We start from the raw sequence: 21,216 nt of genomic DNA, 5'->3' as shown, positions 1-21,216 counted from the left end.
GCGCCCGGGCGGGGCGCGGGGCGACGGGCCTCGCGACGGGCGGCCGGGCGCGGGCGGGCCGGCGGCGGGCCACGACGGAGCCGGGCCGGGCCGGTCACCGCGTCAGCGGAAGGCGCGGAAGAAGGAGCGCAGTTCGTCCGCGAGGAGTTCCGGCTGCTCCAGCGCGGGGAAGTGCCCGCCCCGCTCGTGGTCCTTCCACACCCGCAGGTCCGTGAAGCGGTCCTCGATCCACGGGCGCGGCATCCGCCCGTCCTTGGGGAAGTTGGACACGGCCGTGGGCAGGCTCACCTGCCCCAGCGCCAGACGGTTCTGGCTCTCCCAGTAGATCCGGGCCGAGGACGCGGCGGTGGCGGCGAACCAGCTGACGCTCACCATGTCCAGCAGCCGGTCCCGGGGGATCACCTTCTCCAGGTCTCCGTCGTGGTCGCTCCACGCCCGGTACTTCTCGACCATCCAGGCCAGTTGGCCGGCCGGCGAGTCGGTCAGACCGTAGCCGAGGGTCTGGGGGCGGGTGCTCTGCACCACCGAGTAGCCGCCCTCCTCCTGCTGGAACCGCTTCATCGCGGCGAGGCCTGCCAGATCCGCCTCGGACAGGGCGACCTCCTTGCGGGGCGGCCGGGCGAAGGGCATCGTCAGATGGATGGCGGCGAGCCCCGGCGCCGGGTCCGGGTCCTCCGCCATCGCGGCGGTCACGAACGAACCCCAGTCGACGCCGTGCGCGACATAGCGGGTGTAGCCCAGCTCCGTCATGAGCGTGGCCCAGGCGCGGGCGATCCGCTCCGCGGTCCAGCCGGCGCGGGCGGGCTTGGCGCTGAAGCCGAATCCGGGCAGCGAGGGGCACACGACGTGGAAGGCGTCGGCGGGGTCGGGGGGGTCGGTCAGGAGCGGGACGAGTTCGAGGAACTCCACGACGGAGCCGGGCCAGCCGTGGCTGACCAGCAGCGGCCGGGCCCCGGGGTGCGGAGAGCGGGCGTGCAGATAGTGGATGGACGTTCCGTCGATCTCCGCGGTGAACTGGGGCAGCGCGTTGAGCCGGGTCTCGGTCGCCCGCCAGTCGTAGGCCGTGTGCCAGTGCTCGCACAGCTCTCGGGCGTAGGCCGACGGCAGGCCCTGCGACCAGTCGGACACGGTCTCCGCCTCCGGCCAGCGGGTCCGCGCTAGACGTTCCCGCAGGTCGTCGAGTTGCTCGTCGGGGATGTCGACGTGGAACCGTTCGTGCTCTGACATGGACGTGCGTTTCCTTCCACGTGGAGTTTTCGGCTCGTGCATCTCGTGGATCCCCCGTGACGGGGCGGCCGCGCCCTCGTGGCGTGGGGCGGTGTGGCCGGCCCGGACGGCGGGCTGAGGGGAAGGGCCCGCGCGGCGAGCGCGGATGCGGCCCCGTGCCCGGCCGGCGGGTCGGCCCGGGCGGGAGCCGGGCGGGGCACCACCGTGCCGCCGGCGGCGTGAGGGGGCGCGCCGCCGGGCGGCTCAGGAGCCGACGGCTCACACCACCCGGGCGAAGCGTTCGAGCGTCTCGCCGGGGCTGGGGCCGTCGAGTGCCTGGAAGATGCGCTCGGCGCCGTCGCCGTGGCGGTGGAGGTCGACGTGCGCCAGCTCGACGCGGGTGCGGCCGTCCCCGACGGGCACGAAGTCGACCTCGATGCGGCTGGCCCGCTCGTCGTCCGGGACGGACCGCCAGTTGCCGTCGACCCGCCAGGTCATGACGAGGCGGCGGCCCGGCTCCCACTCCAGGATCCGGCCCCAGTCGATCCGGTTCCCGGCCCCGTCCCACTCGTAGTAGTGACCGCCGGCACCGGGCTCGAAGGCGAGCCCCACCCGCTCCCCCGCCAGGAGCACATGGCTCGGCGGCCACCAGTCCGCGGGCCGCTCGGTGAACACCGCGAAGCAGTGTCCGGGCGTCGCCGCGACGGTCACCGACTTCCGTACATCGGGTATGGCCCTCTGCTCACTCACGCGTCCTCCTCTGTCGGTCCATCGGGTGGGGGCGGTAGAACGGGAGGGTCTCCGGGCACTCTGGACCCGGCGTGGAGGACGGGTGGAGGAAAGCCGGCACCAGCGGTGCTCCGGTGCCGTCCGAGCGGCCCGCAAGGCGGTGCGGCCAGCATCGGCGCACCGCAGGTCGAGACGGGCAGGGAGCCAGCGATGACAGAGCAACGACAGCCGGAGCGGCATGTCGCCTTCGTGACCGGGGCGACCAGCGGGATCGGGCTGGCCGTGACCGAGACCCTGGCGGCGCGCGGCTGCGCCGTGTTCGGCGTCGCGCGCGGCGAGGAGGACGTACGCGCCCTGGTGAAGCGGCTGCGCGGCGAAGGCCGGGAGGTCGCCGGCAGTGTCTGCGACGTGACGTCACCGGAGCAGATCCGCGCGGCGGTGCGAACGGCGGTGGAGGAGTTCGGCCGTATCGACATCCTCGTCAACAACGCGGGACGCGGGGGCGGGGGCGTCACCGCCGAGATCCCGGACACGCTGTGGGACGACGTCATCGAGACCAATCTGAACGGCACCTTCCGGGTCACCCGGGAGGTGCTCGGCAGCGGCCGGATGCGCGACGGCGGCTGGGGCCGCGTCATCAACATCGCCTCGACCGGCGGCAAGCAGGGAGTGGAGCTGGCCGCCCCCTACTCCGCGTCCAAGGCGGGGGTCATCGGTTTCACCAAGGCGGTCGGCAAGGAGCTGGCCGGGACGGGGATCACCGTCAACGCCGTGTGCCCCGGTTACGTCGAGACCCGCATGGCGCAAAACGTCCGGCGCGGCTACGCCGGGCACTACGGGGTCCCGGAGGAGGAGATCATGCGCCGGTTCACGGCGAAGATCCCGCTCGGCCGGTACGCGACGGCCCAGGAGGTCGCCTCCCTCGTCGACTACCTGGCCTCCGAGCACGCCGCCGCGGTGACCGCCCAGGCTCTGAACGTCTGCGGCGGCCTCGGGAGCCACTGACGGCCGAGCCTCCCGGGCCGGGCCCCGGCCGACCGGGAATCGCCGAGAACCGCACCCCGGTCCTCCTGGATGCCGCATCCCGGTGAACGGCCGGAACCGACCCAGGAAGAAGGTGCACGAGCATGACCGGACCGACCGCCCCCCTCCCCCAGGCCGCGACGCCCCCACCGGTGCCCGGAGGGGAGGGCGTGCTGCGTTCCGTCGCCGAGGGCGTGTACGCCTTCGTCCAGCCGGACGGCGGCTGGTGCCTCAACAACGCGGGCCTCGTCGCGGGCCGGGGCCGGTCCGTCCTCGTCGACACCGCCGCGACGGAGGCCCGCGCCCGGCGGCTGCGCGAGGAGGTCGAACGGATCGTCCCCGGCGGACCGGACCTCGTGGTGAACACCCACTTCCACGGCGACCACACCTTCGGCAACGGGCAGTTCTCCGACGGGGCGGTCATCGTCTCCCACGAGGGCACCCGCGCGGACAGCGGCGAGGCCGGCCTCGGGCTGCGGCAGCTGTGGCCCGACGTGGAGTGGGGCGCGACCCCGCTGACCCTGCCCACCGTCACGTTCCGCGACACGCTGACGGTGCACGCCGAGGATCTGAGGGTCGAGCTGCTGCACGTCGGCCCGGCGCACACCCCGAACGACGTGGTGGCGTGGGTCCCGGAGCGGTCCGTGCTGTTCACCGGCGACGTGGTGTGGTCGCGGGTGACCCCGTACGTGCTGATGGGCTCCGTCTCGGGCTCGCTGCTGGCGCTGGAGCGGCTGCGGGCGCTGCGGCCGACGACCGTGGTGCCCGGACACGGGCCGGTCGGCGGCCCCGAACTCATCGACGAGACCGAGGCGTATCTGCGCCGCCTCCTGCAGCTCGCGCGGGAGGGGCGACGCGCCGGGCGTACGCCCCTGGAGACGGCGCGGGCCGCCGATCTCGGCCCGTTCGCGGCGCTGGTCGACCCGGAGCGGCTCGTCGGCAATCTGCACCGGGCCGACGCCGAACTGGGCGGCCTGGCGCCCGGGGCGCGGCTCGACGTGGGCGCGTCGTTCCGGGAGATGGTGGCCTTCCACGGCGGCCTGCCCGCCTGCCACGCCTGATCCCTCGCCGCGGGTACACCGGGCGGGCCCCCGACCGGGGTCCGCCCGGCGCCGCGGTGTCAGGCCGGCCCGGCCGGGGTGTCGCGCCGGATGAGACGGGACCGGGTGAGCAGCCGTCCGCCACGCCGGACGAGTACGTCGTCGACGGTGAAGGTCGGCTGGAACCTCACGTTCCCCTCGCGATCGGTCAGCGCGACCAGGGAGTAGTACGAGACGCGCAGCGTGTCCGGGTCTCCCGCGTCGGGCTCGACCAGCACATGCCCGAACCAGTGCCGTACGGTGACGTCCCGGTAGCGCGGCAGCGCGGCCCGCATGCCCGCGAGCATCTCCGCCTTGCCCCGCTGCCGCTGCCCGTCCGAGTGCGCGATCTCGCCGTCGTCGGTGAAGGTGGCCGCGAAGCCCTCGATGTCGAGGGCGTCGACGCGTCGCATCTGCCACGCGTAGAAGGTCATGACCTCGGCGTAGAGGTCCCCGGAGACGGGTCCCGGAGCACCTCCGGCCCCGCCCGTGCCGACCGCCGCGTGCTCCGTACCGCTCACCTGTGCCATGGCAACTTCCCTCCGGGCAGACCTCACCTGTGGGCCCGTCCCGTGCCCGAGCCTGGCGGGGAGCGCTTCAGCAGCGCTGGGGGGCCGCTCGACCGCCGCGGTACGGGGCCGGGCCGCGCGAAGGGGGAGGCCGCCGAGCGGTTCACCCGACGGACCGGGCGGCGGCCGAACGGTCCGCCGCTGTCAGCGCCGGGGCAGGGCGAGCGCGCACAGGGCGAAGGCGATGGCGAACGCCGCCTGTACGAGCATGCCGATCGCCAGCGCGCTCGTGTAGGCCTGGCCTGCCGGGGCTGGGGAACCGGCCAGGGCCGTCCCGAGGAGACCTCCGGCGACGGCGACGCCGAGGCCCATCGCGGCTTGCTGCGTGGTCTGAAGCACTCCGGACGCTGCTCCCGCCGATGCCGGAGGGACGTCGGCGATCATCGCTCCGACGAGCGGCCCGAACATGAGGGCCTGACCGACACCGACGCCGACGAGGAGCGCGGCGAACGCCCACGGGTTCAGACCGGCGCCCTGGACCCATACGGCGACGGCGGTGACGCCCAGGAGTGCGGCTTGCGTGAGTCCGCCGACGGCGAGGAGCCTGCGGAACCCGAAGCGGGGCGCGAGTCTGCCCGACCAGATCGACACGGTGAGGAAGCACAGGGAGAACGGCAGCAGCACGAGGGCCGCGTGCAGGGGGGACCATCCGAGCCCCGTCTGCGTGGAGACCGCGTAGAGGAACGTGAACCCGCCGAACGCCGACTGGAGCATCAATGCCATCACCAGTCCGATCCGGTAGGAACCGAGCCGGAACAGGGGCGGCGGGACGAGCGGGACACGGTCACTGCGGTGCAGCCGCGACTGTCGCCGCCAGAACGCCGCGAACAGGACGGGCGTCGAACCCAGCAGCGCCCAGCACCAGACCGGCCGGCCCAGGGCGCCGCCCTGGGAGACCGGGATCATGAGTGCCAGCAGGGCGAGTCCGAGCAGGGCCGTCCCGATCAGGTCGAGCGACCGGTGGCCGGGTGCACGGGTGTCGGGGAGCCAGCGCAGCGCGGCGCCGAACGCGAGCACGCCCATGAGCGTGCTCATCGCGAAGACCGTGCGCCAGGGAGCGCCGAGCAGGGGGACGGACAGCAGCACGCCGCCGAGGACCTGGCCGATCGCCGTGGCCCCGCCCGCCGTCGCACCGAACAGCGCGACAGCCCGGGCCCGTTCGGGTCCCTGGGTGGACGCGGTGATCGTCGCCAGCACCTGCGGAACCATGGCCGCCGCGGAGACCCCGGTGAGGGCCCGCGCGGCGATCAGCACGGTGATGCCCGGGGCCAGGGTCGCGACCAGGGAGAAGAGGGTGAACCCGGCCATACCGAGCAGGAAGAGCCGGCGTCGCCCGTACAGGTCCCCGAGCCTGCCCCCGAGGACCATCGGGATGGCGAACCCCGACGCGTACACCGACACCACCAACGACTGCTCGGCCGCCGTGGCGCCCAGAGAGGCGCCGATGTCGGGCACGGCGATGCCCGTCGCCGCGAAACCGACCACCGACAGCAGCAGCGCCGACAGGGTCGTCAGGAGCCGGGCCGTCCCCAGCCCCGGAGGCTCGGGCAGGCCCCGGGCGGGCGGCGGCGCGGCACGGTCGTCCTCGCCGCCGGGTCCGCCCGGACGCGGAAGTGGACGGTCGTGCGGTGCGGAAGATGTGGTCATGCCGACGATCATCGAGCGCCGCTTATCCTGGAACCAGGAGTCCGTTCATGGGGGTACTGCCACTACCTGGATACCCGGCTCTCCGTACAGGAGGATGAAGACATGACAGAGACCGGGCCCGCCGCGATCCGGCGGGAGGTCGGTGACTTCCTCCGCAGTCGGCGCGAACGGGTAACGCCGCAGCAGGTAGGTCTCCCGGCCACGGGGCGGCGGCGGACACCCGGGCTACGGCGCGAAGAGGTCGCCGTCCTCGCGGGGGTCGGCGTCACCTGGTACACCTGGCTCGAACAAGGCAGGCCCATCAACGTCAGCGCACAGGTCCTGCGGGCGGTCGCCCGAGCCCTGCGACTGGATGACGCCGAGACGCGGCACCTGCACCGGCTCGCCGGGTCACATACGCCGAAGGCCGAGCCCTCCTCGTGCGCCCCGGGGCTCGTCGAGGCCTTTCAGCCTGTGCTGGACAAGCTCGACCCGTTTCCCGCGTGTCTGCAGACGCCGCTGTTCGATGTGGTGGCGTACAACCGTGCCTACCGGTTCCTCTTCACCGACCTGGACCGCGTCCCTCCCGGCGAACGCAACTGCGCGGTGCAGTTCTTCACCGACCCCGACTGGCGCAGCCGCTATGTCGACGTCGACCTGGTGGCCGCCCGGATGGTCGCGAGACTGCGCGCCGAGGCGGGCGCCGACATCGGCGCGCCCGCCGCCGCCGGAATCGTGGACGACCTCCGGGAACGATCGGAGGAGTTCGCCCGGCTGTGGGCTCGTCATGACGTCCTGCCCCAGCAGTACGAGACGAAGCGTCTGGACAGCCCTCTCGTCGGGCAGCTCCAGCTGAACTTCGTCGTCACCAGTGTGGCGGAGACGGCGCACCGGATGACCGTGATGACGCCGGCGGACGAGTCCACCTCCCTCCGCCTGACCCGGATGGCAGGGCTGACCGTCACGCCTGAGCGCGCGTAACACCGCCTCGAACCCCGGACGGGCCGGCCGGGGAGCGCGGGGCTTGAGGCCCTCACCGCGGCGCACCGGACCGCGGCGCCCCCGTGAGGGTCTCCGTCGCGAAGCTCATGTGCAGCCGACGGGTGTGGTCGACCGTTCGTACGGGCCCGGTCAGCGTGACCCGGGCCACGAGGCGCGCGTCGGTGCTCGACGCGCTCAGCAGCAGGTCGAGATCGCCGGGCTCGACGATCCGGTGGCCGTCGCGGCCGGTGAAGGACGCGAGGTCCGCCGGGACCGTCATCCGCACCCTGGCCGCCCGCCCGGGATCCAGGCGGAGGCGTACGTACCCGATGAGGCGCCGCACCGGCTGGACCACGGAGGCGACCGGGTCGTGCAGATACACCTGGACCACTTCGGTCCCCTCCCGCGCACCGGTGTTGCGGACGGTGCAGGCAAGGGTGAACTCCCCGTCCGTGGAGGCCCGTCCGCGCTCCACGGCGAGGTCGCTCCACTCGAAGGCGGTGTACGTCAGACCGTGGCCGAACCCGAACGCCGGGGTCGGGTCGACACTGGACACATCGCTGGAGTGGCCCAGCCGCGCCGCCAGGTAGGTGGAGGGCTGGGAGCCCGGACGGCGCGGCACGCTGACGGGCAGTCGGCCGGACGGTTCGGTGCGGCCGCTGAGCACCGAGGCGATGGCCCTCGTTCCCTCCTCGCCGGGGAAGAACGACTGGACGACCGCGGCTGCCTCGTCCGCCGCACGCCCGAGGGCGTAGGGACGTCCGGCGAGCAGCGTGACGACGACGGGGGTGCCCGCGTCGAGGAGGGTGTCGAGCAGCCGCTGCTGGACACCGGGGAGCGCCAGACTCTCCGCGTCGCAGCCCTCCCCGCTCGTCCCGCGCCCGAAGAGACCGGCCCGGTCGCCGAGTGCGACGATCACGAGGTCGGCACTCCTGGCCAGTTCGACGGCCTCGTCGAAGCCGCCGGAGTCCGGGCCGTCGATGTCCGCACCCTGCGCGGAGAGGATCTCGCTGTCGGGGAACTCCGCGGCACACGCCTCGCGCAGGGTGGGCAGTTCGATGCCGAGCGGGGTCTCGGGAAACTGGCCTCCGACGTGGACGGGAAAGGCGTAGCAGCCGAGGACGGCCGTCGGGGTGTCGGCGTTGGGCCCGATGAGCGCGATGCGGGCGGGGGCCCCGGCGGCCGCGTCCGCCGCCAGGGGCAGGGTGCCATCGTTGCGCAGGAGCACGACGGCCTGTTCGGCAACGCGGCGGGCGAGCGCGCGGTTCTCGTCGGTGTCGAGACGGACGGTCCCCCGCAGCGCCTCCGAGTCCGCACCTCCGGCACCGTCCCCGTCCCCGTCCCCGTCACCGTCCCCACCCGCGGCTCCCGCGAGCACCGGCGGCACCGGCCTCCAGTCCGCGTCCAGCAGCCCCAACCGGGCTTTCTGGGCCAGCACTCGGCGTACCGCACGATCCACCAGCGCCTCCGGTACGAGGCCCTCGGCGATGGCGTCGGTCAGAGGACTGCCGAACGTCTTCACGGTCGGCAGTTCCACGTCCACACCGGCGTCGAGCGCGGCGCCGGCCGCTTCCCCGAAGGTTTCCGCCACTCCGTGCAGCGTCTTCAGGAAAGCGACGCCGAAGTAGTCCGCGACCACGGTTCCGTCGAAGCCCCAGGTGTCGCGGAGCAGGCCGGTCAGCAGAGGCCCGTCGGCCGCGGAGGGGACTCCGTCGGTGTCCGTGTAGGCGTGCATGACGGACCGTACGCCGCTTTCGCGTACGGCCATCTCGAACGGGGGCAGGATGATGTCGGCCCGCTCGCGCGTGCCCATGCCGACGGGGGCGAGGTTGCGGCCCGCGCGTGAGGCGGAGTAACCGGCGAAGTGCTTGAGCGTGGCGACGACCCCGGCCGACTCCAGTCCCCGCACATAGGCGGTGGCGACCGTTCCCACCAGGTACGGGTCCTCGCCGATCGCCTCCTCGACACGGCCCCAGCGTGCGTCGCGTACGACGTCGAGAACGGGCGCGAGGCCCTGGTGCACGCCGACGGAGCGCAGGTCGCGGCCGATCGCGGCGGCCATCTCGCGGACCAGCGCCGGATGGAAGGTGGCGCCCCAGGACAGCGGCACCGGGTAGGCGGTCGCGCCCCAGGTGGCGAAGCCGGCGAGGCACTCCTCGTGGGCGAGCGCCGGTATGCCGAAGCGGTTCGCTCCGGCGACGCGCGCCTGGGTGCGCGCCAGCGAGAGGGCACCCACGGCCGGGTCGACGGGGGCCGTTCCGAACGGGCGGGTCAGCTGGCCCAGCCCGTGAGGAAGAAGGTCGTCGAGGCTGACGGCCTCCTCCATGTCGTGCTGGAACGGCGCGACTTCGGCGCCCTCGTCGGAAGCGCCCACCCAGACGCCGAAGAGCTGGGCCACCTTCTCCCGGAGGGTCATGGCGGCGATCAGAGCGTCGGCCCTGGCCTCGGGTGCGAGGGCGGGATCGTGCCAGGCCCCGGTGCGGTGGCCCGGGGCAGCGGACACCGGTGTCCGGGATCCGGTGGCCCCGGCGGGTGTCCGGACACCGGTGTTGCCGGTGCCGGCGGTGTTGGCGGTCACTTTCCTCCCACTCCCATCAGCCCCTGTACCAGGGCGCGGCGAGCGAACAGATAGACGATCAGGATGGGGAGCATGGACAGGACGACCGCGGCGAGCAGGCCAGGGGTGTTGACTCCGTGCTCCGTCTGGAAGTCGTAGAGCCCCAAGGTGATCACCTTGGTCTCCGCCGACTGCGTCAGGACGAGGGGGAACAGGAAGCCGTTCCACGCCTGGAGGGCGGAGAAGACGACGATGGTCGAGATCCCGCTCCTGGACAACGGCAGCACCAGCTGGAAGAAGACCCGTCGGGGTGAGGCGCCGTCCATCGTCATCGCCTCGTACAGATCGGGGGTGATGTCCCGCATCACCCCTGTCAGGATCAGGGCGCACACCGGCATGGCGAAGGCCGCCGTCGGCAGGATGACGCCGATGAGGTTGTCGTAGAGACCGGCCTCGCTGATGACGAAGAACATCGGGACGATGACCGCCTGCGAGGGGATCGCCAGGCCCAGGAGGAACAGCCGGAAGACCGTGGTGGTGGCGCGCCCCCGGCTCCTGACGATGGTGTACGCCAGCGGCGGGACGAGGAGCAGCACGATGCCCACCACGCACACGGTGACGATGACGGTGTTGAGGAAGTACTGCGCGAAGCCGCTGTTGAGGTCGTCGATGTAGTTGTCGAGCGTGAAGTGCTCGGGAAAGGACAGCGGGCCGTTCGCCGCGTGGTCGGGGCGCGTCTGGAACGTGGCGACGAGCATCACGTACAGCGGCAGCCCCACCACGAGGAGCCAGACCAGGGAGCCGAAGCCGGCGAGGTAGTTGGGACGGCTCTTCCTCACAGTCCCTCCATGGTGCTGCGCATCTTGTCGTAGCCCGAGAGCCGCACCACGATCAGCGAGATGATGGTGGAGACGAGGACCAGGAGGAGGGCGATGGCGGAAGCCCCTCCGTAGTCGAAGCTCTTGAACGCCTTCTGGTACATGTAGTACGCGCTGATGGTGGTGTCGCTCCCCGGTCCGCCCTGGGTCAGGATGAGCACGGTGTCGAAGGTCGTGAGTCCGCCGACCACCATCAGGATCATCGAGGTGATGATCGCGTTGCGCAGTTGCGGCAGCGTGATGTGGAAGAACTGCCGCACCGTGCCCGCGCCGTCGATCTGCGCCGCCTGGTAGAGGACCTGCGGCACCGCGCGCGCCGCGCCCTGGTAGATCAGCGTGTGCAGGGGGGTGAACTGCCAGGTGCTGACGAAGACCAGGACGCCGATCGCGGTGGCCTGCTTCCCGAACAGGTTGCCGTCGCCGAAGAGCCAGGTGGCCTGTGCGGGGACGCCCATGTTGGGGTCGAGGACGGCGCGCCACAGCACGGACACGGCCGCGACGGACAGCAGCATCGGGACGAAGTAGATGGCGGACAGAACGGCCCGGTTGCGCTGGTGTCCCGCCGCCCAGACCCCGAGCAGAATGCTCAGCGGTGTCTGGACGGCGACCCCGAGCACGGTGAGCAGGACGCTCAGCCAGAGGCTCTTGATCATGACGGGGTCGTCGAGGAGCTTCCGCCAGTTGTCCAGGCCCGCGAATTCCGGGTCGCTCAGGCCGTCCCAGCTGGCGAAGGAGAGTACGGCGACCATGATGAGCGGGACGAGGGCGAAGAGGCCGAAGAAGACGGCGGCGGGGACCGCCCAGAGAAATCCCGGGCGGCCCGCTCCGATGGCGGACGGGCCGTCCTTCCTGACCTTCTGACCGTCCGGGGAGAGGGCTGCGGTTCGGGTCATGTCGTGTGTTCCGGGTCCGGATCTCCGTGGGCTCACGAGGTCGGCAGCGCCTGCATGGCCTCGATGAAGGCGTCCTCGTCCATCGAGCCGTTGAAGAACTGCTGGAGGGCCTGGTACATCGCGGTGGCCGCCGACTGCGGGTACGCCTGGTCCCAGGAGAGCTGGAACGCCGGGGCCGCCTTGACCATGTCGTACTGGAACTTCGCGAACTCCGGGCTGGCGGCCGTGTCCAGGAAGCCTTCGGTGTTCGTCGTGGTCGGCAGGTTGCCGATGGCGAGCTGCGCCTTGACGAACCGGTCCGAGTACATGAGCTTCAGGAACTCGGCGGCGGCGCGCGGGTGCTTCGTCTTCTTCAGCACGGAGTAGAAGTTGTTGGTGTTGCCGACGACGTTCGCCTGGTCGCCCTTGCCGCCTTCGACGGAGGGGAAGGCGCTGTATCCGAGGTCGCTCCTCGCGAACTCGGGGTGCGCGTCCTGCTGCGTGGAGTACTCCCAGGAGCCCATCAGCTCGAAGCCGGCCCGGCCGGTCGCCAGGAGCGTGGGGGAACCCTGGTCGGTGAACTTCACCGAGTCGTAGTTGGTGCCGAACGCGCCGGCGTCCACCAGTTCCCTGATCCTGCTCAGAGCCTTCCGGCTGTCCGGGCTCGCCCAGGCGTCCCGGTCGCCGTCGAGGGCCTTCTGGAAGAGCTCCGGGCCGGCGATACGGTCGTACAGGTACTCGAACCACATCAGCGTCGGCCACCGGTCGCCGCCGCCCAGGGCGATCGGGGTGACGCCGTCGGCCTTCAGCGCCTTGACCGCCGCCAGCAGGTCGTCCCAGGTCTTCGGGGGTTCGACGCCCGCCTTCTTGAGGACCTCGCCGTTGCTGAACAGCAGGACGGGCTGCGTGCCGCGCATGGGGACCCCGTAGGACGTGCCGTCGACCACCGCGCTGTTGAACACGGACGGCAGGAACTTCGCCTTGAGGTCGGGGTTCTCGGCGATGAAGGGGTCCAGCGGGAGGAGCAGGCCGGCGTCGACGAAGGGCTTGATGCTGCCGCCGCCCCAGTTGAAGAAGACGTCCGGCGCCTGCTTGCTGTTGATGATCGTCTGCAGCTTGGCCTGGTAGTCGGCGCCCGGGATCGTGTCCAGGACGGCCTTCACCTCCGACGTCTTGTTGAAGGTGGCGACGATCTCCTTCTCCACCTTGTTCGCCGCGTCCCCGTAGACCAGCACGCGGAGGGTGTCGTCACCGGCCGCGTCCGAGGCCCCTCCGCATCCGGACAGGGACAGCACCAGGGCCAGTGCGGCACCACCGACGACAACGGTCCGCGAGAACCGTGCGCGTTGTTTCATCGGCACACCTTCCGAAACTTTTTCGATCCGATTACCGAAACTTCCTGAGACCGGACGCTAGAACCCCTCACCTGGGGGGTCAACCCTCGGTCACGGCGTTATCGAAGCGTTACGTCTGGGCGTCAGCCGTCCGGTGCTTTATGCTCCTGGCCATGCGCGATGACGAGAGAACGGGCCGCATCACCCTGGCTCAGGTGGCCGAGCGGGCCGGCGTCTCCATTTCGACAGTTTCGAAGGTCCTCAACGGGCGGCAGGATGTGGCGACCCCCACCCGGGTCAAGGTGGAGCGCCTGCTGGAGGCGCATGCCTACCGGCGCACCACGCGGTCGGCCAGCGAGACGCCGCTCATCGAGATCGTGTTCCACGAGCTGGAGAGCATCTGGGCGATGGAGCTGATCCGGGGGGTGGAGAACGTCGCCAAGGCCCACGGCGCCGGGGTGGTCCTCACCGAGAGCGGAACCCGCCACTCGCCCGGCCCCGACTGGATGGAGGCGATGCTCCAGCGTCGGCCGCTCGGTGTCGTCCTGGTCTTCTCGACCCTGCCCGACGAGGTGAAACAGCAGCTCAGGGCACGCTCGATCCCCTGCGTCATCATCGACCCGGCCGGCGACCCCGACCCCGACGTGCCCTCGGTCGGCTCGGCCAACTGGAGCGGCGGACTGGCCGCCACCCGGCACCTCATCGAGTGCGGGCACCGGCGCATCGGCGTCATCACCGGCCCCGAGGACATGCTCTGCTCCCGCGCGCGGCTCGACGGCTACCGGTCGGCGATGACCATGGCAGGACTGGAGGTGGACCCCGGCCTCATCCTGTTCGGCGACTTCCACGTGGAGGGCGGGTACGACCGCGCCGCCGAGATGTTGTCCCACCCCCGGCGGCCCACCGCGATCTTCGCGGGCAGCGATCTCCAGGCGCTCGGCGTACTGGAGGCCGCCCGGGTGCGGGGCCTGCGCGTCCCCCACGACCTCTCGGTGGTCGGCTACGACGACGTGCCCATCGCCCGGTGGGCCAGCCCGGCCCTGACCACGGTCCACCAGCCGCTGCGCCGGATGGCGGAGGAGGCCGCGCAGATGCTGATGCGACTACGGGCCCAGGAACCGGTGTCCACGCGGCTGGAGCTGGCCACGAGCCTGGTCGTACGCAAGAGCACCGCGCCGCCGCCCGGCAACTGAGCAGCGTGGGAAGCTCCGAGGACGCGGTGACGTGCGCGGTCCGGGCGCCCCGCATGCCGCCCGCCCGGTTCGGCGACGACCGGTGGCGGGCGGGGCTCCGGTCGTCCGGAGCCCCGCCCGCCGTCCGCCGGTCAGCCCGTGGGGAAGGAGTCCGGGGTGCTGATGCGGTTCTTGAGCAGCGCCCCCGATTCGGTCAGCACACCGCTGCTGCTGTAGTCACCGCCGTCGCAGGTGCCCGGCCTGAAGGCCGCGCTGCTCTCGTTCGCGTCGGAGTAGGTCCAGTTCGCGTAGCCGATCTTCAGCTGGTCGAGCAGGTCCAGCCAGGCCACCGTGCTCGCCCGGTCCATCGCTCCCCCGCCGGTGGCGCTCACCGTGCCGAACTCGGTGACGAAGAGCGGCAGCCGGGAGGCCGCGCGGCTCAGCGTGGCGCGGTAGGAGTCACGGTGACTGGCGGCGTAGAAGTGGAAGGCGTACATGATGTTGTCCGCCCGGACGGGGTTGTTGACGACCTCGCTCTCGTCGGAGCCGTCGGAGACGCCCAGTGAGGACCAGCCACGGGTGCCGACGATGATGACGGCGTCCGGGTCGGCGGCCCGGATCACCGGGATGACCTGCTCGGCGTAGTTCTTGATGGCCGTCCAGCTCACTCCGTTGGGCTCGTTGGCGATCTCGTAGATCACGTGCTTCTTGTCGGCGTTGCGGGCCGCCACGGACGCGAAGAACGTCTTGGCCCGGTCGAGGTTGTGGTTCGGGTCGCCCGGCGTCAGCGTGTGGAAATCGATCATGGCGTACATGCCACGTGCCTCGGCCATGTCGACGAGGCCGTTCACCCGGCTGGTGAAGCCCGCCGGATCGGTCTCGTAGCCGCCTTCCTGGACGTACATGGCCACCCGCAGCAGATCCGACTTCCAGTCCTCCGCCAGCGCGTCCACGGACGCGGTGTTGTAGCACTTGCTGAACCACTGGATGCCGTGGGTGCTCATGCCCCGCAGCTGTACGGGACGGTCGTACTGGTTGCACAGGTGCACGCCGCAGACGTGGAGCTTGCCGTTGACGTCGACGGGGGTGCCGGTGCCCGGGACGGGCGGGTCGACGGGCGGGGGCTCCTCCACGGAACCCGTACAGGCGACACCGTTGAGGGTGAACGCCGTCGGCTCCGGGTTGGCGCCCGTGAAGGAACCCACCATCCCGAGGTCGGCCGAGGCACCGGTGGACAGGGTGCGGTTCCAGTCGACGCCCACCGCGGAGACCGCGGAACCGGACTGCGACCAGGTGGCGTTCCAGCCCTGGACGAGCCTCTGGCCCGCGTCGGGCATCGTGAACTTCAGGGTCCATCCGGTGACGGGGTCACCCAGGTTGGTGACCTTCACCCCGGCCTGGAAACCCCCCTCCCACCGTGTGGTGACCGTGTAGTCGACCGCGCATCCGGTGGCGGCCACCGCCTGGGGGCCGGCCAGGACGGTGAGGCCCAGGGCCATGGCGCAGGTGGCCAGGAGAGCCAGAAAGCGTTTCACAGCGTTTCTCCTCCTATGACGCGGCAGGACGGGCCGGCCGCTCGTCGTCACGATGTCGTCCCGCAGGCCTGGCCGTTCAGCCGGAAGACCCGGGGGTCGTGCACGAGGCCGGTGGGCCGGCCGTTGAAGCCGAACCGCACGGTGCCGCCGGGCGCGAGAGTGGCGTTCCAGTCCAGGGCCCCTGCGGTGACCCGGGGCCCGTCCTGCCCGATGTCGGCGCCCCAGGCGTCGGTCACCTGCTGCCGGTCGGCGAACGTCCAGTCGAGCCGCCAGGGCTGGACGGGGCGGTCGCCGGTGTTCTTCAGCGCGACGTGGGTGGTGAAGCCGTCGCTCCAGCGCTGCGAGGTGTACGTCACCTCGCACCGCGTCGGCACGGGCTCACCGCCGCCCAGATCGTCCACGTAGGACGCGACCCAGGCGAGCGGGGCGTTCCAGTTGATGGTGATCTCGTTCGTGGCCCAGGACTCGATGTCGTCGATGTAGCACATCGCCGGTGCGCAGCCCTTCAGCTTGGCCTGCGCGACGGGGTCCTCGATGGAGGCGTTCGGACCGCCGGCCAGGGATCCCGGTGCGGGGTTCGGCAGGGCCGGGTCGAGCTGGTTGGCCCAGAACCGGTGGTGCTGGTTGCGCGAGTCCCGCTCGCCGTACCCGGTGACGTAGGACTGGTTCAGCGCGTTGCGGCCCAGCAGGTAGTCGAGTCCGCGCAGGACGGCGTCACGGTAGACGGCCCTGCCGGTCAGGTCGTGGGCGGAGCCCAGGACGACCATGTTGTTGGCGACCTGGCTGTTCGAGCCCCATACGTAGTGTCCGTCGTCGGGGGCGTACGGAAGGCCGTACGCGGCCGCCGCCGAGTCGGCCGCGTATCCGTCGGCGGCTTCGGTCACCATGCCGCGCACGACGGCGAGCTGATCGGCGGACAGCTTGCCCGGCACCCGCGCGAGGTTCAGGGCGCCGAGCCCGGCGACCGAGCCCCAGGACAAGCCGCCGCGGGGGAAGACCGCGTCGGTGTCACCGTGCAGCGGGGAGCGGAGGACTTCCTGGCGGTAGCCGTCCTCACCGGTGGTGAGGAACAGTTCCGCCGCCGCCCAGTAGAACTCGTCCCGCACGTCGTCGTCGTTGTAGGCGCCGCCGCCCGTGGCGTCCTGCGGATCGGCGAGGATGTCCGGGTGGGCCTTGGCCGCTGTCCACGCGGACCGCGCGGCCGACCGGCACCGCGCCGCGAAGTCCGCGTCGTAGACCTGGAAGAGACGGGCGCACTGGGCGGCGGTGGCCGCCAGGTTGAGGGTGGCCGCCGTGGTCGGCGGATGCAGTTCCCGGGGCTGGGGGTCACGGTCCGGCCGGAGCGGCAGTCCGGTCCACGCCTTGTCGTGCAGCTTGTGGTGGGCCATGCCGGCGAGCGGCTCCCCCGCGGGCACCTGCATCCGCATGAGGAACTCCAGCTCCCAGCGGGCCTCGTCGAGGATGTCGGGGGTGGCGTTCCCGTGCTCGGGCAGCCGCAGCTCGCCGTCGCCGAGCGGCGCGGCGTCGGCGGTCTCCTCGTACAGGGTCCGTTCGAACGTGGACATCAACTGGGCCACCGATATACCCCCGTTGACCACGTACTTGCCGTGGTCGCCGGCGTCGTACCAGCCCCCGGCCGCGTCGAGACGGTAGTCGCACACGCCCGGCTGGCAGGGCACGTCGTTGTCGCCCTGGTTGGGGCTCACGCCCACATGGCCGGCCGGTCGCGCGTACTGCTCGCCCACGATGTCCGCGTCGATCTCGATGCCGCTGCGGTTGTGGTAGAAGTACGCGAGCGCGTCGGTGCGCAGCGACGCGTAGAGGTCGTCGCCGATGGCGAACGGCTCGCTCCTCTCGCCCGCGACCGTGACCGTGTACCCCTCCCCCGCGGTCGTCACGGCGCTGAAGTCGAAGGTGTGGACGTTGTGCCGCGAGGCGGTGTCCACGCCCGCCGGAGTGGTGGTGCCGCCGGCCACGCGTGTCCCGTCGGCCGATTCGAGTGTCCAGGGCAGCGGGTCGGTCCCGTCGGTGACGACGGTGCCGGCCTTGGGTCCGTGGGTGAGGTACCCGACCTGGTTGACCCGGACCGGGGAGCCGGTGTCCGGTTCGTACGGCGGCGGCGCGGTCCCGCCGCGCAGCGACACGTCGTCGACGCAGAAGGTGAGGGCCTCGGCGCTGCCCCCGATCTGGAAGGCGAGCTGCGCCGCGTCGTGGTCGGCTCCGGCCGTGAAGGTCTCCGTGACGCGTTCGGCGGTCGCCCCGACCGGCTGCGCTGTGGCGAGTTCCGTGGTCCACGGTTCGGTCGCCATCTGCACGTTGGTGCGGATGGTGACCGGCACGGTGGACGTCGCCGTGTAGCTCAGGGTGTATCCCTCGCCGGCGGTGAGGGCGAGCCCGTTCTGCCCGACGATGGCGTCCCACGCGTTGGCCGTGCCCCCGGGGACGTCGGCACAGAGCCGTCCGTCCGAGACGGCGACGGGACTGTTGTCCGTCGACCACCAGGGAGCGGTGCCCGCGGAGAAGTCCCCGTTGACGATGATCTCGGGGGGCTCGGACGGCTCGTTGACGGGTTGGGCCGCGCCGGCGGGTGCGGCGAGAGTGCCGGCCAGCAGTCCGACGGCGGCTGCGGCGCCCGCCAGCACGCTGACGCGTCTGGAGCGGCCCGGTCGGCGGGGCGTACGGGACGGGCGGGTGACGAGTGGCTGATGTCGCGGCACACCGAAGTCCTTACGGGAGGGGGGGAAGGGCACACGGGGACGGGGGCACCGGATGACGTCCGGCAGAGTGCGGGCAAGAGTGGGAGCGCTCCCAAAATCGGGGTCGCGAGGCGCGCCGTCAAGCGGTTGGACAGGATTCGTCGCGATGGGTTGTCAGGAACACAGCAACACTCTTACAGTCCGTAGGACCAACGGATGGGAGCGCTCCCAGCCCACATGGCCGGGCACGGCACGGCATGGCCGGGCGCTCCCGATCCCGTGATCGCCCCATCCGGTCCCCCTCCCGGAGAGGCCCCGCATGCGAGCGTCACCGCACCCCCAGCAGCACGCGCAGCCCGCTCGTCCCCCTGTCGGCGCCCTCCTGATGCAGGCGCCCCCCACACTCCTCGCCCGACGGCGGCGGCAGGAGAGAACACGACCGGAAGACCATCCCCACACAGGCACAGGAGACCTCATGGCCCGACGCAAGAAGCTGTTCACCTCCCTGGCGGCGGTGCTCGCGACGCTGCTCGGCGGAATCGGCCTGACCTTGATGGGCCAGACCGACGCGGAGGCGCACGGCGTCACGATGACACCGGGATCGCGTACCTACCTCTGCATGCTGGACGCCAGGACCGGCACCGGCGCCCTGGACCCGACCAACCCGGCGTGCAAGGCCGCGCTCGCCGAGAGCGGCGCGACCGCGCTGTACAACTGGTTCGCCGTGCTCGACTCCAACGCGGGCGGACGGGGGGAGGGGTACGTCCCGGACGGGAAGCTGTGCAGTGCCGGCGACCGGTCGCCGTACAACTTCACCGGTTACAACGCCCCTCGCTCCGACTGGCCCCGGACGCATCTGACGTCCGGGGCGACCATCCAGGTCAAGCACAGCAACTGGGCGGCACACCCGGGCTCCTTCCGGGTCTACCTGTCCAAGCCCGGCTACTCGCCCAGCACCGCGCTGGGCTGGGACGACCTGGAGCTGATCGGGACGGTCACCGATCCGCCGCAGACGGGCGGGGCGGGCACGGACGGCGGTCACTACTACTGGGACCTGGACCTGCCCTCGGGCCGCTCGGGTGACGCCGTCATGTTCATCCAGTGGGTGCGCTCGGACAGCCAGGAGAACTTCTTCTCCTGCTCCGACATCGTCTTCGACGGCGGCAACGGCGAGGTGACCGGCATCCGCGGCTCGGGCGGCACTCCCCAGCCGACGCCCACTCCGACCCCGACACCCACTCCGACCCCCACCGACCCGCACACCGGGTGCATGGCCGTCTACAACGTGACCAACTCCTGGAACGGCGGCTTCCAGGGTTCCGTCGAAGTCATGAACCACGGCACGACACCGCGTGAGGGCTGGGCCGTGCGGTGGATGCCCGGCGTCGGCTCCAGGGTCAGCAGCGTGTGGAACGGTGCGCTGACCACGGCGCCCGACGGGACGCTGACGGTCAGGAACCTCGACCACAACCGCACCATCGCACCGGAGGGCAGCACCACCTTCGGCTTCACCGCGACCTCGACCGGCAACGACTTCCCGGTCGGTTCGATCGGCTGCGTCACCCCGTAGCCGCCCCCGCACGACAGCGCCGGTTCCCGCATCGCGCGGGAGCCGGCGCTGTTGTGCGTGGGCATCCGCACGCGTCAGCGCCGAAAGGCTCCAGCAGCGTCGAAGCGCTTCGACTCCATGCTCTGGACAGCACCCCTCGGGCCGGATTACTGTTCTGACAACCTGCACTTTAAGCGACAAGTGCACGGTCGAAGCGCTTCCCAATCCTGGAGATCCCGATGGTCACCCTTGCCGACGTGGCGCAGCATGCCGGAGTTTCCGCCAGCACGGTCAGCTATGTCCTCAGTGGCAAGCGAACCATCTCCGAGGTCACCAAGCGCCGGGTGGAACGCAGCATCACGGAACTGGGCTACCACCCCAACGCGGGAGCCAGAGCACTGGCGAGCAGCAGGTCCAACATCATCGCGCTGATGATGCCGTTGCGCACGGACATGTACGTCCCGGTGATGATGGAGATCGCCATCGCCGTCGCCACCAACGCCCGGGAGCACGGCTTCGACGTTCTGATGCTCACCGGCGAAGAGGGGCCCACCGCCGTGCGCCGCGTGGTCGCCAGCGGCCTGGTGGACGCCATCATCCTGATGGACGTGGAACTGGACGACGCCCGGCTCCCCGTGCTGCGTGAGAGCGGACGGCCCGCGGTGCTCATCGGTCTGCCCTCCCAGACCACCGGTTTCACCTGCGTCGACCTGGACTTCACCGAGGCCGGCGCCCTGTGTGTGGAGCACCTGGCCGAGTTGGGGCACCGGGAGATCGCGGTGATCGGCGAGGCTCCGGCCGTGTACGAGCGGAAGGCCGGCTTCGCGGAGCGTACGATCGACGGCCTGCGCGCCCGCGCGCACCGGCTCGGGCTGCGTGTGCTGCACCGTCCGTGCGAGGGCACGTACGCCTCGATGGCGAGCGCCGTCGGGCAGATCTTCACCGAACGCCCCGAGGTCACGGGCTTCGTCGTGCACAACGAGCAGGCGGTGGAGCCGCTGCTCAGCCTGTTGCGCCAGAACAGGCGGGCGGTGCCCGAGGACATCTCGGTCGTCGCCGTCTGCCCCGAGCAGGTCGCCCTCCAGGGCTCGGTCCGGCTGACCTCCGTCACCATCCCCGCGCGGGAGATGGCACGTCAGGCCGTCGACCGCCTCATCGCCAAGATCGAGGGGGAGGCCGACGACGAGGTCGTCCTTCTCGAGCCGGAACTCGTGGTCCGCGCGAGCAGCGGGGCGGCGCCCGTCAGGGGATGACGGGCGCGGTCGCCCGGTGGCCGGGGTGCGGCGGCGGGTGGCGGGGACGGCGTCGGAGCGACGGCGGCCGACGGGGTGGGCACCGTCGCGAGGGTGCCGGGGACGGTGCTCGCCGAACCGGTACGCGGTGGGGTGCGTGGGGCTGCTCCCCCGGGGC

General features: G+C 71.5%; 16 protein-coding genes. 6 read left to right on the top strand and 10 right to left on the bottom strand.

The features are described 5' to 3' along the window. Window positions 1-102 precede the first annotated feature (102 nt). Both PSQ21_RS28410 and PSQ21_RS28405 read right to left on the bottom strand, forming a co-directional pair. Complete coding sequence (locus tag PSQ21_RS28410; protein WP_274034121.1) at window positions 103-1,227, bottom strand: epoxide hydrolase family protein; 1,125 nt, start codon at window positions 1,225-1,227, stop codon at window positions 103-105. 258 nt (window positions 1,228-1,485) lie between these two features. Beyond that, a complete protein-coding gene (locus tag PSQ21_RS28405; protein WP_274034120.1) occupies window positions 1,486-1,956 on the bottom strand; it encodes an SRPBCC family protein in 471 nt (156 codons plus the stop codon). A 189-nt stretch (window positions 1,957-2,145) separates the two neighbouring features. Here PSQ21_RS28405 and PSQ21_RS28400 point away from each other — a divergent pair, with 189 nt between their 5' ends. Continuing rightward, a complete protein-coding gene (locus PSQ21_RS28400) occupies window positions 2,146-2,940 on the top strand; it encodes an SDR family NAD(P)-dependent oxidoreductase (protein WP_274034119.1) in 795 nt (264 codons plus the stop codon). 122 nt (window positions 2,941-3,062) lie between these two features. Continuing rightward, window positions 3,063-4,019 carry an MBL fold metallo-hydrolase gene (locus PSQ21_RS28395; protein ID WP_274034118.1) on the top strand — a complete coding sequence of 319 codons (957 nt, stop codon included), beginning with the start codon at window positions 3,063-3,065 and terminating at the stop codon, window positions 4,017-4,019. Between the two features lie 59 nt (window positions 4,020-4,078). On the opposite strand, the gene PSQ21_RS28390 is transcribed toward PSQ21_RS28395, so the two are convergent. Continuing rightward, a complete protein-coding gene (locus tag PSQ21_RS28390) occupies window positions 4,079-4,567 on the bottom strand; it encodes a nuclear transport factor 2 family protein (RefSeq protein WP_274034117.1) in 489 nt (162 codons plus the stop codon). 183 nt (window positions 4,568-4,750) lie between these two features. Then, window positions 4,751-6,253 carry an MFS transporter gene (locus PSQ21_RS28385; RefSeq protein WP_274034116.1) on the bottom strand — a complete coding sequence of 501 codons (1,503 nt, stop codon included), beginning with the start codon at window positions 6,251-6,253 and terminating at the stop codon, window positions 4,751-4,753. A gap of 102 nt (window positions 6,254-6,355) precedes the next feature. Between PSQ21_RS28385 and PSQ21_RS28380 the strand changes: the two genes are divergently transcribed. Continuing rightward, window positions 6,356-7,213 (top strand): helix-turn-helix transcriptional regulator, encoded by an 858-nt coding sequence (locus tag PSQ21_RS28380; protein ID WP_274034115.1) that lies wholly within the window; start codon window positions 6,356-6,358, stop codon window positions 7,211-7,213. A 52-nt stretch (window positions 7,214-7,265) separates the two neighbouring features. Here PSQ21_RS28380 and PSQ21_RS28375 read toward each other — a convergent pair whose 3' ends face one another. The 4 genes from PSQ21_RS28375 to PSQ21_RS28360 all read right to left on the bottom strand — a co-directional run bounded on the left by PSQ21_RS28375 (window position 7,266) and on the right by PSQ21_RS28360 (window position 12,875). After that, window positions 7,266-9,716, bottom strand: a complete 2,451-nt coding sequence (locus PSQ21_RS28375; RefSeq protein ID WP_443334433.1) for a beta-glucosidase — start codon at window positions 9,714-9,716, stop codon at window positions 7,266-7,268. A 71-nt stretch (window positions 9,717-9,787) separates the two neighbouring features. After that, on the bottom strand, window positions 9,788-10,609 hold the full coding sequence (locus tag PSQ21_RS28370; protein ID WP_274034114.1) for a carbohydrate ABC transporter permease: 822 nt from the start codon (window positions 10,607-10,609) through the stop codon (window positions 9,788-9,790). Then, entirely contained in the window at window positions 10,606-11,541 is a 936-nt protein-coding gene (locus PSQ21_RS28365) for a carbohydrate ABC transporter permease (RefSeq protein ID WP_274034113.1), read from the bottom strand. Before PSQ21_RS28365 ends, PSQ21_RS28370 begins: the two co-directional genes overlap by 4 nt. 32 nt (window positions 11,542-11,573) lie before the next feature. Beyond that, window positions 11,574-12,875, bottom strand: a complete 1,302-nt coding sequence (locus tag PSQ21_RS28360) for an ABC transporter substrate-binding protein (RefSeq protein WP_274034112.1) — start codon at window positions 12,873-12,875, stop codon at window positions 11,574-11,576. Window positions 12,876-13,015: 140 nt separating this feature from the next. Between PSQ21_RS28360 and PSQ21_RS28355 the strand changes: the two genes are divergently transcribed. Continuing rightward, window positions 13,016-14,047 (top strand): LacI family DNA-binding transcriptional regulator, encoded by a 1,032-nt coding sequence (locus tag PSQ21_RS28355; RefSeq protein WP_274034111.1) that lies wholly within the window; start codon window positions 13,016-13,018, stop codon window positions 14,045-14,047. Window positions 14,048-14,178: 131 nt separating this feature from the next. Here PSQ21_RS28355 and PSQ21_RS28350 read toward each other — a convergent pair whose 3' ends face one another. Both PSQ21_RS28350 and PSQ21_RS28345 read right to left on the bottom strand, forming a co-directional pair. Beyond that, the gene (locus PSQ21_RS28350) at window positions 14,179-15,561 is read right to left on the bottom strand and encodes a cellulase family glycosylhydrolase (protein WP_274034110.1); all 1,383 of its coding nucleotides are present in this window, start codon (window positions 15,559-15,561) and stop codon (window positions 14,179-14,181) included. A 47-nt stretch (window positions 15,562-15,608) separates the two neighbouring features. Beyond that, a complete protein-coding gene (locus PSQ21_RS28345; protein WP_443334432.1) occupies window positions 15,609-18,200 on the bottom strand; it encodes a glycoside hydrolase family 9 protein in 2,592 nt (863 codons plus the stop codon). Between the two features lie 532 nt (window positions 18,201-18,732). On the opposite strand from PSQ21_RS28345, the gene PSQ21_RS28340 reads away from it, so the two are divergent. Together PSQ21_RS28340 and PSQ21_RS28335 are read left to right on the top strand one after the other, a co-directional pair. After that, a complete protein-coding gene (locus tag PSQ21_RS28340) occupies window positions 18,733-19,827 on the top strand; it encodes a lytic polysaccharide monooxygenase (protein WP_274034109.1) in 1,095 nt (364 codons plus the stop codon). 218 nt (window positions 19,828-20,045) lie between these two features. Further along, entirely contained in the window at window positions 20,046-21,059 is a 1,014-nt protein-coding gene (locus tag PSQ21_RS28335; RefSeq protein ID WP_274034108.1) for a LacI family DNA-binding transcriptional regulator, read from the top strand. Window positions 21,060-21,216 lie beyond the last annotated feature (157 nt).

Origin of the sequence: Streptomyces sp. MMBL 11-1 (genome assembly GCF_028622875.1) — a bacterium.
Lineage (GTDB): Bacteria > Actinomycetota > Actinomycetes > Streptomycetales > Streptomycetaceae > Streptomyces.
Note: the sequence above shows the minus strand (reverse complement) of the source record. Positions and strands in the feature narration are given on the sequence as shown.